13 protein-coding genes and 4 tRNA genes are annotated in these 17,455 nt (G+C 38.1%); 11 read left to right on the top strand and 6 right to left on the bottom strand.

The genetic code is table 11. The features are described 5' to 3' along the window. Nucleotides 1–97 precede the first annotated feature (97 nt). The 4 genes from M2R48_RS01935 (at nucleotide 98) to M2R48_RS01920 (ending at nucleotide 743) form a co-directional block, all read left to right on the top strand. Nucleotides 98–173: transfer RNA gene (locus tag M2R48_RS01935), tRNA-Lys, on the top strand. A 92-nt stretch (nucleotides 174–265) separates the two neighbouring features. Continuing rightward, nucleotides 266–341: transfer RNA gene (locus M2R48_RS01930), tRNA-Lys, on the top strand. A 93-nt stretch (nucleotides 342–434) separates the two neighbouring features. Continuing rightward, a tRNA-Lys gene (locus M2R48_RS01925) sits at nucleotides 435–510 on the top strand. Between the two features lie 160 nt (nucleotides 511–670). Then, nucleotides 671–743 (top strand) — tRNA-Lys (locus M2R48_RS01920). A gap of 411 nt (nucleotides 744–1,154) precedes the next feature. On the opposite strand, the gene M2R48_RS01915 is transcribed toward M2R48_RS01920, so the two are convergent. Beyond that, the gene (locus tag M2R48_RS01915; protein WP_262084928.1) at nucleotides 1,155–4,130 is read right to left on the bottom strand and encodes a cytosine permease; all 2,976 of its coding nucleotides are present in this window, start codon (nucleotides 4,128–4,130) and stop codon (nucleotides 1,155–1,157) included. Nucleotides 4,131–4,738: 608 nt separating this feature from the next. On the opposite strand from M2R48_RS01915, the gene M2R48_RS01910 reads away from it, so the two are divergent. Then, entirely contained in the window at nucleotides 4,739–5,509 is a 771-nt protein-coding gene (locus M2R48_RS01910) for a TorF family putative porin (RefSeq protein WP_262084926.1), read from the top strand. 206 nt (nucleotides 5,510–5,715) lie between these two features. On the opposite strand, the gene M2R48_RS01905 is transcribed toward M2R48_RS01910, so the two are convergent. Next, the gene (locus tag M2R48_RS01905) at nucleotides 5,716–6,387 is read right to left on the bottom strand and encodes a hypothetical protein (protein ID WP_262084925.1); all 672 of its coding nucleotides are present in this window, start codon (nucleotides 6,385–6,387) and stop codon (nucleotides 5,716–5,718) included. Nucleotides 6,388–6,716: 329 nt separating this feature from the next. Between M2R48_RS01905 and M2R48_RS01900 the strand changes: the two genes are divergently transcribed. Continuing rightward, nucleotides 6,717–6,977 (top strand): PspC domain-containing protein, encoded by a 261-nt coding sequence (locus M2R48_RS01900; RefSeq protein WP_262084924.1) that lies wholly within the window; start codon nucleotides 6,717–6,719, stop codon nucleotides 6,975–6,977. Between the two features lie 93 nt (nucleotides 6,978–7,070). Here the strand turns inward: M2R48_RS01900 and M2R48_RS01895 are convergent, their stop codons facing one another. From M2R48_RS01895 to M2R48_RS01885, 3 genes are all read right to left on the bottom strand, one after another. Continuing rightward, complete coding sequence (locus M2R48_RS01895) at nucleotides 7,071–8,171, bottom strand: HPP family protein (RefSeq protein ID WP_056516801.1); 1,101 nt, start codon at nucleotides 8,169–8,171, stop codon at nucleotides 7,071–7,073. 122 nt (nucleotides 8,172–8,293) lie between these two features. Further along, entirely contained in the window at nucleotides 8,294–8,710 is a 417-nt protein-coding gene (locus M2R48_RS01890) for a lysozyme inhibitor LprI family protein (RefSeq protein ID WP_151956651.1), read from the bottom strand. A gap of 439 nt (nucleotides 8,711–9,149) precedes the next feature. Further along, entirely contained in the window at nucleotides 9,150–10,634 is a 1,485-nt protein-coding gene (locus tag M2R48_RS01885; protein WP_262084923.1) for an FAD-dependent oxidoreductase, read from the bottom strand. A 153-nt stretch (nucleotides 10,635–10,787) separates the two neighbouring features. Between M2R48_RS01885 and M2R48_RS01880 the strand changes: the two genes are divergently transcribed. Continuing rightward, the gene (locus tag M2R48_RS01880) at nucleotides 10,788–11,306 is read left to right on the top strand and encodes a 3'-5' exoribonuclease (protein ID WP_262084922.1); all 519 of its coding nucleotides are present in this window, start codon (nucleotides 10,788–10,790) and stop codon (nucleotides 11,304–11,306) included. 56 nt (nucleotides 11,307–11,362) lie between these two features. Here the strand turns inward: M2R48_RS01880 and M2R48_RS01875 are convergent, their stop codons facing one another. After that, the gene (locus M2R48_RS01875) at nucleotides 11,363–12,673 is read right to left on the bottom strand and encodes a tetratricopeptide repeat protein (protein WP_262084921.1); all 1,311 of its coding nucleotides are present in this window, start codon (nucleotides 12,671–12,673) and stop codon (nucleotides 11,363–11,365) included. A 415-nt stretch (nucleotides 12,674–13,088) separates the two neighbouring features. Here M2R48_RS01875 and M2R48_RS01870 point away from each other — a divergent pair, with 415 nt between their 5' ends. The 4 genes from M2R48_RS01870 (at nucleotide 13,089) to M2R48_RS01855 (ending at nucleotide 17,189) form a co-directional block, all read left to right on the top strand. Continuing rightward, nucleotides 13,089–13,481, top strand: a complete 393-nt coding sequence (locus M2R48_RS01870) for a hypothetical protein (protein ID WP_262084918.1) — start codon at nucleotides 13,089–13,091, stop codon at nucleotides 13,479–13,481. Between the two features lie 106 nt (nucleotides 13,482–13,587). Next, the gene (gene glyQ, locus M2R48_RS01865; RefSeq protein ID WP_004718182.1) at nucleotides 13,588–14,565 is read left to right on the top strand and encodes a glycine--tRNA ligase subunit alpha; all 978 of its coding nucleotides are present in this window, start codon (nucleotides 13,588–13,590) and stop codon (nucleotides 14,563–14,565) included. Further along, nucleotides 14,565–16,634: a glycine--tRNA ligase subunit beta gene (gene glyS / locus M2R48_RS01860; protein ID WP_262084917.1), complete on the top strand. Its 2,070-nt coding sequence runs from the start codon at nucleotides 14,565–14,567 to the stop codon at nucleotides 16,632–16,634. The genes glyQ and glyS overlap by 1 nt, the downstream gene beginning before the upstream one ends. A gap of 171 nt (nucleotides 16,635–16,805) precedes the next feature. Next, nucleotides 16,806–17,189 carry a hypothetical protein gene (locus M2R48_RS01855; RefSeq protein ID WP_262084916.1) on the top strand — a complete coding sequence of 128 codons (384 nt, stop codon included), beginning with the start codon at nucleotides 16,806–16,808 and terminating at the stop codon, nucleotides 17,187–17,189. The last annotated feature ends 266 nt before the right edge of the window (nucleotides 17,190–17,455 follow it).

Raw genomic sequence — 17,455 nt, 5'->3', positions numbered from 1 at the left:
ATCTTGCTAAAATACGCTCCATCAAAACAAAGTGGTGTTTAAAAACTTTTTAGTTTTCTTGCACTACACATTCAAGCCTAGCTTGGATGAAGGTTCAGGGTCGTTAGCTCAGCTGGTAGAGCAGCGGACTTTTAATCCGTTGGTCCCGCGTTCGAATCGCGGACGACCCACCACTTAATTGTTTTGACCTGTAAATGGATAGTGATAGAAAATTCTCAATTTTCACAAATATCGAGTAAAGCATCGCTTTACACATCCTTGCTCAGGGTCGTTAGCTCAGCTGGTAGAGCAGCGGACTTTTAATCCGTTGGTCCCGCGTTCGAATCGCGGACGACCCACCATCTTCATGTTTCAACCTGTAAATAGATACCGATAGAAAATTCTCGATTTTCACTGATATCGGGTAAAGCAGCGCGCTTTACACATCTCGCTCAGGGTCGTTAGCTCAGCTGGTAGAGCAGCGGACTTTTAATCCGTTGGTCCCGCGTTCGAATCGCGGACGACCCACCATTCTTTCTTAGGGCTTCTTTCTGTACAGTTAAAGTACTACAATAGAAACGAAACCTGCAAACGTTCCGACCAAGACCAAACATCTTTATTAGATGCTTCGCCATTCTCGAAATTTTGCTTCATCTTTTGTTCTGGTTTAATCATGTTTTAAACAAGTTCAGGGTTGTTAGCTCAGTTGGTAGAGCAGTAGACTCTTAATCTATTGGTCGTGGGTTCGAACCCCACACAACCCATCAGATTTTTAAGTCATTTACCCCCCTTTAAATAAGCTCAGTTGAATTATTTTTCTGATAACTGCACATTCTAATCAAACGGATTGTTTTATCCTTCAATGATGGCGAAGAATCAATACTCAAATATCGACTGAGATCTTAGTCGGTTTTAGCTTAAAACAACCAAGCCAACAATCACAATCACAATCAGATGACACGACCAAACCGAATAGCTAAAAAAGCTTTTCTTCTTCTTATTGAACGAGCAAATATCAAATCATCGCTAGCAAGATAATACTCCCCTGCTTGACGAATCATCGTATTCCCCCTCCCAAACAATATAAAACCGTGCCCAATAACCAAGATTGCGCACGGTTTAATTATGCGTATGACTACTCAATTAAAACAATCCACGGAAATTTACCCAGTGGGTTATTGCTGTTGAAGGATAAAATCTGCGGCACGTTCACCAATCATAATACATGGCGCATTGGTATTGCCTGAAACAAGATCAGGCATAATGGATGCATCAGCGATACGCAGATTATTAAAACCAACGACTTTAAGCTTTGGATTGACCACACTCATTGCATCAATCCCCATCTTACATGTTCCCACAGGATGAAATACGGTTGCAGCATATTCACGAACATAAGCTTGATAATCTGCATCAGTTTTAACATCAGGTCCGGGTAAGATTTCTTGACCATTGAACGCCTTAAATACATCTTGTTTTAAAATACGCTGTGCCAGTTTAATTCCTTCGATCAGCACGTGCATATCTTGTTCTTTTTCAAGGAAGTTATAATCAATCTCGATCTGCTTTTGGGCATTCACACGTATTTCACCAATGCTCTTTGGTCTTAAAACACAGGTGTGGATTGCATAGCCATGCCCCCATTCAAACAGACGACCACGATGACTCCGATACCCCGGAACAAAGTGAAATTGCACATCCGGTAAATCTGTTGCCAGTGGTGTTTTTGCAAAGCCCCCTGCTTCTACATAGTTGGTGGTCAACCAGCCTTTTCTTTTGAGTGCATACTGGAATGGTGCGGGCAGTATAGATGCCAAAGCCCCAACAGAAAAACCCAGTGTTTTTGAGCTATTTGTTCTAACGGTCACCAAACCATCAATATGCTCTTGCAAGTTTTTACCGACCCCAGGTAAATCAACCTTGCATTCAATACCGGCCTGTTCCAACTCAGATTTCGGACCAATACCAGATTTCATCAATAATAACGGCGAAACAAAAGCACCAGCTGAGAGGATTAACTCTTTATTGATCCTGATATCAAAATTTTGTCCTTGTCGTTGCACATGAATCGAGTGCACTTGACCATCACTATGATGAATACGCTCAACCTCGCATTCTGTCACCACTGTAAGGTTTGAGCGTGTCAATATCGGCTGAACGAATGCTTTAAAGCTGGATAGACGCTGACCATCACGTTGAGTCACATCATATATCCCTACACCTTCGCTTGATGCAGCATTAAAATCTTGATTCTCTTTTAGATTGAGTAAAGCCGCAGCTTGGATAAAGAGTTTAGATAATGGGTTAGGATCTTTCGGATGATCAACAAACAACTCGCCCTCAACACCATGAAAAGCCAAGTCTTGCTGAATGACATTTTTTTCAGAACGTTTAAAGAAGGGTAAAACCTCTTTCCAGCCCCATCCAGCACAACCTTTCGCTTCCCAATTGTCATAATCAGAGGCATTTCCGCGAATATAAATCATACTGTTCATTGAACTTGAACCGCCGAGCATTTTGCCCCGTGGGGCATGAATTTGACGATTATTCAAACGTTTCTGAGGGGTAGAAAAGAAATTCCAGCTGTATTTTTTACTCTTATATAACGTGATCGTTCCTGCTGGAATCTGAATACGTGGCGAATTATCAGTAGCGCCTGCTTCAATCAAGCAGACACGAGTATTTGGGTTTTCACTTAGTCGATTGGCTATCACACTCCCCGCCGAACCCGCGCCAACAATGACATAATCATAGCTATGTTGCTGTAATTGTTGATTGTCTATTTCAGGTAATGTGCGTTTATATAACATCGCCACAACATAATACAATGGGCTAACCACCAGTAAACCAACTGCCCATGAGATATCCACCTCGCCCAGTAATTTGGCAAGCGGACCAACATACAACGGCGTAGATAAAAATGGAATCTGAATCAAAATCCCAATCACATAACAGATTAATGCAGGCCAATTGAAGTAACCATAAATCCCACCATCAGGTTTAAAGAAGGATGGCACATCATATTCAGTATGATGGATAAAGTAATAATCGATGAGGTTGATGGCTGTCCATGGAATCAGTACACACATGAGCAAGAGAATAAAATTGACATAACTCTCGACAAAGCTTTCCGAACTTGAAACAGATAAGAACATCGCCACACTAAATAAGCTTAATGCCACTATGGTTCTGGCAAGCACTCGCGGTGACCACCGGTGAAAAATCGTTTGTAGAATAGTGATGCTCGATAAAGTACCACAGTACAAATTCATCGAGTTTGTGGCAGCAATCCCAAGAGAAAAGACGATAATCAAAGCGGTACTGAATAGACCTGAACCGGTTAAATGAATTAAGCCTTGAATAAAGTCACCACTATAGGCACGAGCAACGGTTAAGCCCAAGATCATTGAAATCAGTGAGCCGAGTGAACAGCCCCAATAGCTTGCCCAAAATGCAGTTTTTGCCCCAGTCGCTTTAGGCAAATAGCGGGAATAATCTGATACATACGGGGCATAAGCCAACTGCCATAATGCGGCAATGGATAAGGTTCCCATAAAGCCAATGCTTGAAAACGTTCCCAGCTGAAAGAAATCTTGGGGGAAGTATTGCGAACTAAATACACGAATAAAAGCAGCAAGCAGCATTAAACCTGAAAGTACCGCAAGGATTTGCGTGTATTTATGAATGAGTTTATAACCAAAAATGACTGCAATCAGACTCCCTATCGCAATAATCGTGATGCCTTGTACCTTCGAAATCGGCTGATAAATCGTATGTAGTGCTTCGCCACCAACCACCAGATTGGATGCATAAAAGCCCAAGTACATAATCACGACGACACCAACTACAAGTAAAGCCCCATAGAAACCAAATTGCCCGCGTGTCTGAATCATTTGCGGCACTGCAAGTTGTGGGCCTTGCGCAGAATGCAGTGCGACAAAAATCGCACCAACAAGATTTCCTAAAACCAATGCCATTAAGGCAGAAAAGAAACTCAGATTAAAAACTGTAACCGCCAATGAACCCGTAAACATGGTCAACAACATAATGTTTGAGCCAAACCAGATCGTAAATAGATCGCGTGCGTTACCGTGACGTTGATTTTCAGGAATTGCCTGAATCGTACTACTTTCCATAGTTGTGATAGACATAGGAATCCATTCCATAAATAAAAAAGTTATAACCAATCTTAAGATCGGCTTAAATTTTTATATTCAGTATCAAGCCTTTAGTTTTTTTAAAGTAAGGCTAAAAAGGACTGAATAGCGTAGTTACTCCATCTCAAAGAGATCAAAATCATTTGCGAAATCACCTTAAAATTTCAAATAAAGACCATCTAATATGGTGAAAATATAGAGGCCAGAATAATCACGAACAAATTAAAGGAAAAATTATCTCAGGCCTGTATTTGATCGATGTTCAATATCGACCTATACACCAGCTTGAGTACCACTTGAATTGAATAAAAACGATGGGTGAAAAGCAAATCATTGATCTAGGGTTAAAAAAGTAATTTATCGTTCAAAAGAATTTTTTATTAAAAAATAATTACATAAATAATCATTAAAAAATTTAACTCAATTGGATAAAAGTCATCGTTATACCCAAGCGATTCAGATTTTTTGAGGCATGTGTTCTGAATATTCTATTATCTCTTTATAACATCACTACTTAAGATAACAAAAACAAAAATGCGTCGTTGATCGACATAAAAAAGGATTTTGGAATAATCCAAATTTTTTACGAAAAGGAAATCAATATGATTAAACCAGTAATTTTATCGGTAATGCTAACAACAATAGCAACTCATTCTGCTATGGCCTCAGAAACAGGACATTCATCAGGTCTTAGCTTAAGTGGTTCTGCTGCACTAACAACGGACTACCGTTTCCGTGGTCTATCCCAATCTCGTAATGATCCTGCGGTACAAGGGACCTTTGTACTGTCACATGATTCTGGTTTATACGGCGGAATCTTTGCTGCCAATACGGACTTTGGTGGTTCAACATCACCACATTTTGAGTTTACCTCATATATTGGCTATAACACGGCATTAAATTGGTCTGAAAAAGTTAAGCCAACACTAGATTTAAGCTATAACCGATTTAGCTATCCAGGTTGGTCGGATTGGGCATGGCATGAGTTTTCTGCACGTTTAACCTTTAATGATATCTTTTTGGGTAAAGATAGCCTCCTCACCAATATTAATTATAGTGATGACTATATTGGATTTGCAGGTGATGCATGGAACTTCACCCTAGGCTATTCAGTACCATTGGCAGAAACAGGTTTTGGTCTGACGTCAAGTATTGGTTATTCCATCATCCAAGATAAAGGTGCATTGATTGATGTTGATGCCGACAATTACGTCGATTGGAAGCTTGGGGTGAATTATCAATTTAAAACACTTGAAGGTTTAACTGCGGAGTTATCTGCGGTTGGTACCAATTTGCATACCGATCAGCTCTCTAAAAGTGAAAAACGTACAGTCGCAAACGGTGCAATTTTTAGTTTAACCAAAGCGTTTTAATATTGCATTTTTAGATGATACACAATGTTTAACTACTATCTGGTTTTTAAAGATTTGTTCAATTTAAAAAATGCTTTCTGAGATGATCATTCATTTCAAAACTTTAAATTTTAAATGTGTCAGTCTGGTGGGTTACACCCTAAAGCCCCACCAGATTGTTTAATTATCAATTTTTCTAGCTACCAATTTTTTAACTACTAATTTCTTTAATTATCAAATTTCTTTAACACATAAGCTTTTGTTGGTGCAGTATGGTGTTGACTAAAATAAAGTCGATTTTCTTCAGTGCCATTGACTATTTTATCAATATCCATCACCAAGTCATTTTGTTCATCTACGTTGTAATAGAACTGAATACCTTCAATTCGATTAATCACAATTTCATGATTTACTTCATCATAGGCCCAAGTATTTTTTTGATAACCACGGTTCGGTTTTATATCACTATTTTCATAGGTCATTTTCCCCATATATACAAAGGTACGATGTGCAGTACCGTCTGGGAGTAAGTTAATAATAAACTCCGCATTGCCTTTTTCGCACTTGGCAAACGGATCTTCACAACTCATTTGTACATGATAACGTCCTACAAATGCCTCAGCTTTTGTGGAAACCACGTCACTTTGCTGGCCTTGCCCTTTCATATCTACCATTGCAGGCAAGGTGGCTTGACCCGCAAGATCGGTCAGTTTTTTCCCTTCACTTGCATTGGCACGTGGTGGGGTTTGTTGCAAAGCAAGTTCGCTGGATGAATTTTGTGTGTCAGATGCACCTTGTTGTTTATCATTTGATTTTGAGGAATCGCAAGCACTCAGTACTGTACAAATACTGATGCCCAAAATTCTAAAAAAAATTACTTTATGAAAAGTTAAATACATAAATCCAAATAACCCAATTGCACCGTGCCAGACACATCAAAAATGAATGTGTATATCTATATCTTATTGCGTTGTGCCGTTTCTCGAAATCTTAACGCTGTATTTTTTACAAAAGTATAAAAAACATATTTATCACCATCGCTACCTACATCGGATTGGACACTTTTTACATTATTTTGAATGATTTAACTGGCGTTGTTACACAGTCTTAACAATTTTAATTGGTGATTCACTTGAAGAATCAGATAGAAACGCCACTATTTACTTATATGAATTCATTTTTAATTTTTTAATCATGAATGATGATGAATAACTTTAAGGAGATTTAAATGGCCAATTCTGGTTTATATCGTTCAAGCCGACACAATATGATCGCCGGTGTAATGGGCGGTATTGCTGAACGTTTTGGTTGGAATGTCACATTACTACGAATTATTTTCGTGATTGTTTCATGTTTGAGCGCAGCTTTTCCAGGTATTCTGGTGTATTTGGTGCTTTGGCTAATTATGCCAAAACAAAACTTGCAGTTAAATGAACCGCAAAGCTATGAACGCCCTGTACGAACTATTTATGAAGAGAAAATCCATTAATTGACTTCGATTTAAAGATATGACCCTTTTCAGCTACAACAGTTCCCCCAAACTGCTGTAGCTTTTTTTATGCCGCATCATTTTTAAACAGTATCATTGTGAATTATTGAGTTGTTGCTGTAATGCTGCAATCATATCTGCACGACTAATAATCCCGACCATTTTTTGATGATCAACCACAGGGATATAATTAAAAGAGCGTTCAACGAAATAAGGCACTAAGTCTTGGATCGGTTGTGTCGGCTGTACAGTCACCACTTGCCGATTCATAATTTGTTTGACCAAATGTTCCCAAGGGGCACGCGCATCAGCAGCGCGTTTAAACCACTCTACAATTTCATACAATGCCAATGTACCAACCAATTCCCGATCAGCATTGAGCACAGGCAAACTCATCAAATTCACATGTTTAAACTTATCTAAAGCTTGGTGAATATCATCTTGCTCATCCAAGCTCAGCACATCTTTGCTCATAATATCTTGGCAAAGGTATTGATGTACTGCTCTTGCGTTGGCCTTTGCTTGTGCTTCTAAAATGATTTTCTGTAAATCATATTCACTAATATCTAAAAGCTGTGTCTGTTGTTCTAACACATCTTGAATATCTTGCGGTTGAATAGTGACTTTTTGTGTCGGTGTTGGATCTTTAGAACGTGTATTGAGCTGTGCAACCTGTGGATATTGCTTTCCCAACATACGATTAAAAATGATTGCAATCACCAGCAGCAAGACTGAATTAAGTAATACTGGGTAAAAGATAAATTGATAACCCAATTGGTGAATAGAAGCGCCACCCAATACGGCAGTAATCGCCACCGCACCACTTGGCGGATGCAATGAATCTGTACTCATCATCAAGAATATCGACAAGGCAACAGCGACACTAAATGCCTCGGTTGGATTGGAAATAAAGATGGCACAAGTCACGCCTACTAAACCTGCGATGGTATTCCCCACCACCATATTCCAAGGTTGTGCTAAAGGGCTTGCGGGTACAGCAAAAAGCAATACCGAGGACGCGCCCATCGGTGCGATATACCACGCATTAAATCCACCGAGTACATACCAACTGATCAATGATGACACTGCTAATCCGAGCAGTGCACCAACACCACAGACTAAACGATCTTTTAGCGGTAAAACTTTAAAATTGGGTTTTAAGGTATTTAACCATTCAAGTTGCGTATGAAACACGACAGTCCTGCGCTTTAACACGGTTTAAAGTGTGAATTATACGATGTTGTGGTTATAAGATATATTTATTATCTATCTTAAATGGATAAATTTTTCGCCGATATTTCTCATCTACTGATTTTTCACTGAGCATATTCAGTCAATTGATCAAGTCTTTTCCCATATTCTTGCATTGGGCAAAACGCATACATGGGTGAACCAATATAACTTCCAGCATTTTGGCACTCCTGATCAACATAAGCTTTCCATAAGCGTTGTGATTTCATGATGTCATTATAACGTTCTTGTCGAAGGTCTATCTGACTCTGTTTTTTGATCTGATCGAGAACTTTGACAATTTCTTTTTCATAATATGCTCTGCTTTGGTTACTACATGATTCAACCACAGCATTGTTGATGTTGCCTAAAGCCAGTTTTTCGATGGTTTGTTCAACACATTGGTTATATACATCGGGTGAAGCAGCACTCTGTTCTGCATAAGCCGATATTGAACAAATAGTTGTAGATAAAACCATCATGATTGTGCATGCTCTTATCATATTTATTCCTTTGTTGTTTTGATCATGGCTCAATATAGCAATAAATCGATTTTAAAAGCTTTGTTTTTAGCACCCAGTCTGAGCTTAATCCTATTGATCGCGTTTTTTCTTTTTATGAATCATCAATACGATATACAGTCTTTACTCACAATATTTGGTATCAGCCTAATCGTTTATCTGATTTATTGCATTCTTGTCATTCCAATTGCTTATGTCATTTCACTTTGGCTTGCACATCAATATTGGCTTAATTTTTTCAGTATTTTCGCTGGCTCACTGTTGATGTGGCTAATTGTCAGCAGCATTGGCTATCTGGTTTTTACTGGGTCATTGCCTACACCGCTATGGAAACTATTGAGCGATTGGTTTTTTTATGCAATTTCTGTATTTGCAGGGTGCTGTTATTGGGGTTTGTTAAAAGTATTCTCCAGACCATCATTCACGACTCACGATAATGTAGATAAAACTGATTACTAAAAATCTCCTCTGGATCATATTTTTTCTTCAAACTAAAAAAAGCATCCGTTTGCGGATAGGCTAAACGCATCTTATCGCGACTCACATGTAAACGATAAGGCAAATAAAATGTGCCTTGGTTTTTAAGTGTAATATCAACCAATTGCTGAGTCAGTTGTTGCATATCCTGCTCTTGTTGTGCGGTCTTCTTTTGATTAAACAGAAACACCAAGCCAAAAACATCCTCTCGAGCATAATTCATAAACGCATCATGATCATGTTCAACTTCACGAATCGTGATATTGAGTAGATCCACTTTTTTCGTTTTTAAAACAGGCTTGAGATCTTGAATGAACTGAGCCAATTGCTGCTTTGGAATAAAATATTCATGCAATAGATCGGTTGAATGGCTATCTTTATTTTCAATCAAGGCGGCATCCTCACTGAGAATTTCGTTGCGACTAAACGTCGCATAAGGCGATACTGAATTCAGGCTACTTTCTAGATCCCAGCGGAGTCGTTTGCCGTATTCACTATCGACAGAACCACGAAACACAATCCGCTTGGTTTCAGCGTTTTTACTTTGCTGTTGTGACAATGCTAAGGGTTTTTTATCGATCTTTTCAAAATAGTTTAAGGTTGCCTGCTGTAAAAAATGTTTATCTGAAATACGTAAACGACCATAAGCAAATTGTACATTTGGATTATTGCTGACAATCTTTTGGTACGCGTTTACATAGTCTTCAGGTAAAACTGAAATTGATTGAAATGTTAAAGCAACATTATCTACAACTTTTAATTTTACATCGAGAATAATGCCAAATAATCCATAGCCACCAATCACCAATTTAAACAGTTCAGGATGTTCTGTACGACTACATTTTACAATCTCTCCCTGTGCATTCATCAAGGTAAATGATTCAACACTGGATGAAATCGGAGGTGAATTCTTTTGCCAACCATGCCCATTGACACTGATCGAACCGCCAATCGAGAAATTACTAAAAGATTGCATCACTGCAATTGATTTACCATAGCGGTCTAAATACTGAAGGGCCTCTTCCCATGTTGCACCCGAGCCAATCGTGAGAATATTGCTCTTCTCATCAAAGCTCATATGGTTATAGGGCAGCATATTCAGTGCAATACCATCAGGGTAAATAGTATGCCCACCCATACTGTGCTTAGCCCCCGCAATCGAAACTTTTAGATGATGTTCAGCTGCATATTTAAGCAAAGTTTTAAGTTGTTGTTGAATCGCTTCGGGTGTACTTTCGACATCGACAATTTTATGCACTTTTGTCAAATTAAGATGACTGGCATCATCCCGATAACCTGTAGGAATATGCTCAATTCCTTGTTGCTCATTGATTTTTGTTTTAAAAAGATGAATTGCAGGAATAGAAATAACCGCCAATAGAATAAGGAAAAGGCTTAGCCAAAGTTTGTTTTTCTGTACTTTTTGCATAATGAATGATTTAAAAATGTTTTAAATTTATTCAATAATTTATAAGCTATAAATATTAAAAAAGCAAAATACCGATAAAGTTTGTCAGCGATTAAAATCATCATTTATAATGACTTCCAGCATAAAAACAATATCTTAAAATAAGGAAAATATATGGCTTATATTATGGTGGACATCGAAGCGGATGGTCCAATTCCCGGTGATTACTCAATGATTTCGCTAGGTGCAGTGTTGGTCGAAGATCACTTACATCAACAATTCTACGGTTTACTTAAACCAATTTCCGAAAATTATATTCCTCAAGCGCTCGCAGTTTCAGGCTTTAGTCGTGAAGAAACCCTAAGCTTTAACAATCCTGAGCATGTTATGAAAGACTTTGCCAAGTGGGTGAGTAAAGTCAGTAAAGATCGCCCTATCTTTATTAGTGATAATAATGGTTTTGACTGGATGTTTGTCTGTTGGTATTTTCATCATTTTACTGGCAGTAATCCGTTTGGATTTAGTTCACAAAATTTAGGCAGTTTGTATAAAGGACTGGTCAAAGATAGCTTTCAAAGTTTTAAGCATTTACGTAAAACAGCACATACCCATAACCCTGTTGACGATGCCAAAGGCAATGCTGAGGCTTTATTGGCATTGAAAAAGGATTATGGATTGAAGATTAAGTTTTAGATATAGCTCAGATTAGTGAGCCATGACTCAAGACTAATCTTTGCTAAAGAAAGTTTTTAATACATTCGCTGCATTAATCGCAATTCTTTAGGTTTTGGAATCTCACCTGTTTGTCCTAAAGCATGATATTTTTTAGTTAAATCTTCACGAACTAACTTCGCTTTTTCAGGATTTTTAGCAATGCCTTTGGTTCCATTTTCCAAACGATCTAAAAAGTAGATACCCACTAATATATTGTCCTGTTCATAATATTTTTGATACAACTCCATCGCTCTTTTTGGATCTGCCTTGATCAAATTCCCTTGCTCATAATAGAGTGGTAGGTTCAACTGTGCGCGTTCATGCCCTGCTTCAGCTGCTTTTGCCAACCACTCCATTGAAAGTTGAGGATTGTAAATTTTCCACTGCTCCTGAGCATATAATTCTGACAAAGTAAAATAAGCAGATTTTGGGTCTTGATCATGCTTTGCGTTTTCAGTTTCTTCAAATAACTCTATTTCATAAGTCAGATCTTCAAACTTTTTATCCGTTTTTAATAATCTTACAATTGCCTGTTGTGCTGGAATGTTATTTTCATCTGCTCGGGTCGCAATTTTGTAATAATTCATAGCTTCACCCAAATGTGCTTTTAAATAAGGCTTTTGTTCTGCCATTTGTCCCATCATAAAACCGACAAAACCACCTGCATCAAATTGTAACGAATAGATACGCCAAGCTTTTTTCCAATATTTTAAAGCCTTTGCTTCATCCACCTCTGTGCCTACACCATACGCATAGGCATAACTTAAATATGCCCATATTGGAGTTGGATAATCATCATTATCCCCCATGTGTTTTTCGATGGTATGAAATATACGAACTGCTGTTTCTTTTCTATCTGGATCAGCACAATGCTGATTAAGTACAGGGTAGAAAATATAGGCTTCTGAATTTCTCTTTCCAACTGCATCAAGCAGCAACTCAAAAGCCTGTTGTTGATCAATAGCAACTTTATCGCCGTAATATAATTTTTGTGCTTTAACCATTAAGTTATAGGCTTCTAATTCTTCAGGCTCTACTTCAGATACATCTTTTTGGATCGGTTTCATCTGCTTTTTCTGTTCTTCTGAGAGCCCCAATTGACCAAATAAAGTCTCTAAAGTTTGATTAATCATTTTTGCATTTGGATAACCTTCTATGGGTGATTGAACATACAACTCCCACAATACTTTTTGATCAAATCCTTTATTTATTTGATAAAACTCTTTAAAAATAGGCGCTGTTTGTGGGGCGAAACAAGGGGCTTCTTCTATATTTACTGCATAACTTGATGTTGCAGATATAAAACCTAAAGTCGCTATGTACATAAAATAATTGAATTTTTTCATATTAAGATTGCTCATTTTGATATAAAAATTAAATTTATAAATTTTTAAAAAAGTATTTTTCAAATTATATATAAAATAATTCAATTAGTTAATTTTATTTTAAAACAAATTATTCAATATTTTGACAAGAACCGCTAACATTGAAAAACCCTGCAGTTTGAAAATTAAGTTTTAATTAGCCCTTTCTAATTTTGCTACAGCCCAATAATGATTTTGTGCATTTTATTATCCTCTAAATTCGCCCCTATGATTTCTAAATAATTCATTTACTTAACATTGAATAAAGCATTGTGACATCGTCATGATGAACTTCCGACATTCAGTTTTTGTAGCGCCATTTACCTTTATAAAGTTCATGAATATAAATTTTTTATGTTAATATCAAATATATAATTTAACTTATTTAATTTTACCAATGAATAAAATAACCTATTTCATCATTTTAACTTCTTCTTTTTTCCTTGCTGCATGTAGTACATCAAATGAACCTGTAATTTTAGAAGCAAAGCAAATTGCAATGACGGGTGAACCATCAAGCACACTTGAACTTACCCTAATTAAAAAAGATAAAATCTGTATCTTAAAAGCAAAAACCACTTCTAAAAATACACCAACAATAGAAAAAGATTGGGCTTTTTTTAGGGACGATCTCATTTTAATATCTGAAAATTCAAGCTCGGAACCCGTAATCAATAGCGATGCTTCAGATGCAAAAATTGAAGAGCACATTGAGGAAATGAAAATAAGAAAAGAGGCCAAAGAAATGAAAAGTTTTATCTCAAAAGAAAATCTGAAAAAATGTACATAAGTTGATCTGCGATAAGAATCAATATTTATAGACTAACCTTTGCCACACCTCCCCAAAATCCTTATACTTAGAACCAATTTTTTCTAATACTTATAGTGGATGCTGCATGAGTCGCGCCATATCGCATATTGATACATTCCAAGGCTTAATTCTTGCCTTACAAAACTACTGGGCTGAACAAGGTTGTGTGGTGTTACAGCCTTACGATATGGAAATGGGCGCAGGGACATTCCACACTGCAACATTCTTACGTGCGCTTGGGCCAGAAACATGGAACGCAGCATACGTTCAACCCTCACGTCGTCCTAAAGACGGTCGTTACGGCGAAAACCCAAACCGTTTACAACACTACTATCAATTCCAAGTAGTGCTTAAACCGAACCCTGACAATATCCAACAACTGTATCTAGACTCTTTAGAAGCGATTGGTATTGACACGCTTACACATGACATTCGTTTTGTAGAAGACAACTGGGAATCGCCAACATTAGGTGCTTGGGGCTTAGGCTGGGAAGTGTGGTTAAACGGTATGGAAGTAACTCAGTTTACTTACTTCCAACAAGTTGGTGGGGTTGAATGCTACCCAGTCACAGGTGAAATCACTTACGGTCTTGAACGTCTGGCAATGTACTTACAAGGCGTCGATTCAGTTTATGACTTGGTTTGGACCAAAGGTCAATTTGGTACAGTCACCTACGGTGATGTGTTCCATCAAAATGAAGTAGAGCAATCGACTTATAACTTTGAATATGCCAACGTTGAAAAAATGTTTGAACTCTTCGATTTTTATGAAGCTGAAGCAACCCGTTTAATGGAAGCGGAACTTCCACTTCCAGCATATGAGCAAGTCATCAAAGCATCACACAGCTTTAACTTACTCGATGCACGTGGTGCTATTTCTGTCACTGAGCGTCAACGTTATATTTTACGTGTGCGTACTTTGGCACGCTCTATTGCACAAAGTTATGTGGCCGCTCGTGCCAAACTCGGTTTCCCAATGGCTGAACCGCATTTACGTGACGAAGTGCTTGCACAGTTAAAGGCACAAGTTGAAGCAGAAGCAAAAGCTGAGGAGAATAAATAATGTCTAAACATACAGTTTTATTCGAACTTGGCTGTGAAGAATTACCGCCTAAAAGCTTAAAGACCTTACGTGATGCGTTACAAGCTGAAACGGTTAAAGGTTTAAAAGACGCAGGTTTGGCATTTGATTCAATTGAAGCTTATGCAGCACCACGTCGTTTGGCATTAAAAATTGTTAATGTTGATGGTGCACAAGCAGACACTCAAAAGCGTTTTGATGGTCCTGCCCTACAAGCTGCTTATGATGCAGAAGGCAAACCAACCAAAGCCTTGGAAGGCTTTATGCGTGGTCAAGGCATTACTGCGGATCAAGTATCAACTTTCCAAGCAGGTAAAGTTGAAAAAGTTTGTTATTTAAAAGATGTGAAAGGTCAAAGTCTTGACGCTTTACTTCCACAAATTTTACAAACAGCACTAGATAACTTACCAATCGCAAAACGTATGCGCTCTGCGGCAAGCCGTACTGAATTTGTTCGTCCGGTGAAATGGGTCGTCTTGTTAAAAGACAATGATGTGATTGATGCAACGATTCAGGATCATAAAGCGGGTAATCTGACCTATGGTCATCGTTTCCATGCCCCTGAAGCAATTTCATTAACAAATTCAGATGATTATTTACCGAAATTAAAAGCAGCACATGTCGTGGCTTCTTTTGAAGAGCGTCAAGCGATCATTGACCAACAAGTTAAAGCTTTGGCTGATGAAGTCAATGCGATTGCCATCGTTCCTGCTGACCTGCGTGATGAAGTGACTGCATTGGTTGAATGGCCTGTTGCGCTACGTGCAAGCTTTGAAGAACGTTTCCTTGCTGTACCTCAAGAAGCTTTGATTACCACGATGCAAGACAACCAGAAGTATTTCTGTTTGGTCAATGCAGCACATAAATTACAGCCTTATTTCATTACTGTTTCCAATATTGAGTCTAAAGATCCAACTCAAATCATTGAGGGTAATGAAAAAGTTGTACGTCCTCGTTTATCTGATGCAGAGTTTTTCTTCTTACAAGACCAAAAGCAACCGCTTGCTTCTCGTAAAGAAAAATTAGCCAATATGGTCTTCCAAGCACAATTGGGCACACTTTGGAACAAGTCTGAACGTATTGCAAAATTGGCTGTGGCGTTATCTGCAATCACGGGTGCAAATCCTACTGATGCTGAAAAAGCTGCACTGCTTGCAAAATGTGACTTAACTTCAGAGTTAGTCGGTGAATTCCCTGAACTTCAAGGAATCGCGGGAACTTATTATGCACGTATTGAAGGCGAAAATGATGAAGTTGCTGAAGCTTTAGGTGAGCAATATTTACCTAAGTTTGCTGGCGATGTGCTACCAAAAACGAAAACAGGTACAACCATTGCCCTTGCTGATCGTTTAGATACCCTCACAGGTATTTTCGGGATTGGTCAAGCACCGACGGGTTCGAAAGATCCATTTGCTTTACGTCGTTCTGCGATTGGTATCTTGCGTTTGGTGACTGAAAATAATCTTGATGTTTCGATTGAAGAACTGATCAAGCTTGCTTTGGCTGCTTATGGCGATGTATTGAAAGATCATGCGAAGACTTTAGCCGATGCTGTCGCATTCCTTGAAGGTCGTTACCGTGCTAAGTACGAAGACCAAGGTGTTGCGGTTGATGTGATTCAGGCTGTTCAAGCACTTTCTCCAAAATCACCTCTTGATTTTGATAAGCGTGTGACAGCGGTAAATCATTTCCGTAACTTGCCAGAAGCTGCTGCTTTGGCTGCTGCAAATAAGCGTGTTGCCAATATCTTGGCAAAAGAAGCTGCACCTACAGGTGAGATTGTTGAAGCTAAATTGCTTGAAGATGCTGAAAAGGCGCTTTATACCGAGATTCAAAATATCAAACCTGCGGTTCAACCACTTTTGGGTGCGAAAGACTACACCACTGCGCTTTCTAAGTTGGCTGCGCTTCGTGCACCGATTGATGCATTCTTTGAGAATGTGATGGTCATGGCAGATGATGCAGAACTCAAAGCAAACCGTTTACGTTTACTTGCACAGTTACGTGACTTGTTTACAAGTGTTGCGGATATTTCGGTGTTACAGCACTAAATAAAAACATAAATTATAACCCGCTTTCGAGCGGGTTTATTTTTTGTCTCCGCTTTCCAAAACGTATAAATAAATGAAAACATAACAATAAAAATTAACAATCTAAAACCAAATATCCCCAATACATTGTATAGACTCAATTGATCAAGTTAAGTTTAAGATCAAAAGCATATGAATTCTAAAATATTATTATCTGTACCTTTAATCGCAATCATCCTCACAGCCTGCTCCACTACACCCACCAATCCAAACGCTCCAACTGTTTTAGAACAACATAAAAATATCTCTGCTGAACCAAGCACAAAACATAACCTTGCCAAACTCATCAAACAAACAGACAACTGTGTCATCGAATTTACTGGCAACTTTGAAACAGGAAAAGCCACAGAACATTGGATTTTTAAAGGTGAGCAGCTCATCTCTGCATTTTCAAATGTAGACGCTGAAGTCGAAAACAAACAAACTGTTTTTGACCCAAAAGATGCTGAAAAGCTTAAAAACTTCAACTCACTTAAAAACAACTTTAAAGCATCAAATCTGGAAAAATGTAATTAATCTCGGCACTTCACTTTGATACGTCGTTGAAGTTAAAAGGGCTAAAATGCACAATCATTTCGCTCTTTTAGCCACATAAATCACGGGATAAATCCAAACAAGGATGCCAATGAGTCCAATATGATGATTAAACCAACAATTTAACCCAAAGCTTATGTCGTTTTTGCTTTAATAACAAGCTGGAAATTCTTACAGAAAATGCTTTTATCATCATTCTCACATTCTTATAAGCTTCAGAATTTAAAAAGTAAAAAAGCTCAATTCTT

The sequence above is a fragment of the Acinetobacter sp. I-MWF genome (assembly GCF_025433935.1).
Lineage (GTDB): Bacteria > Pseudomonadota > Gammaproteobacteria > Pseudomonadales > Moraxellaceae > Acinetobacter > Acinetobacter guillouiae.
This window is presented reverse-complemented; position numbering and strand designations above follow the sequence as displayed.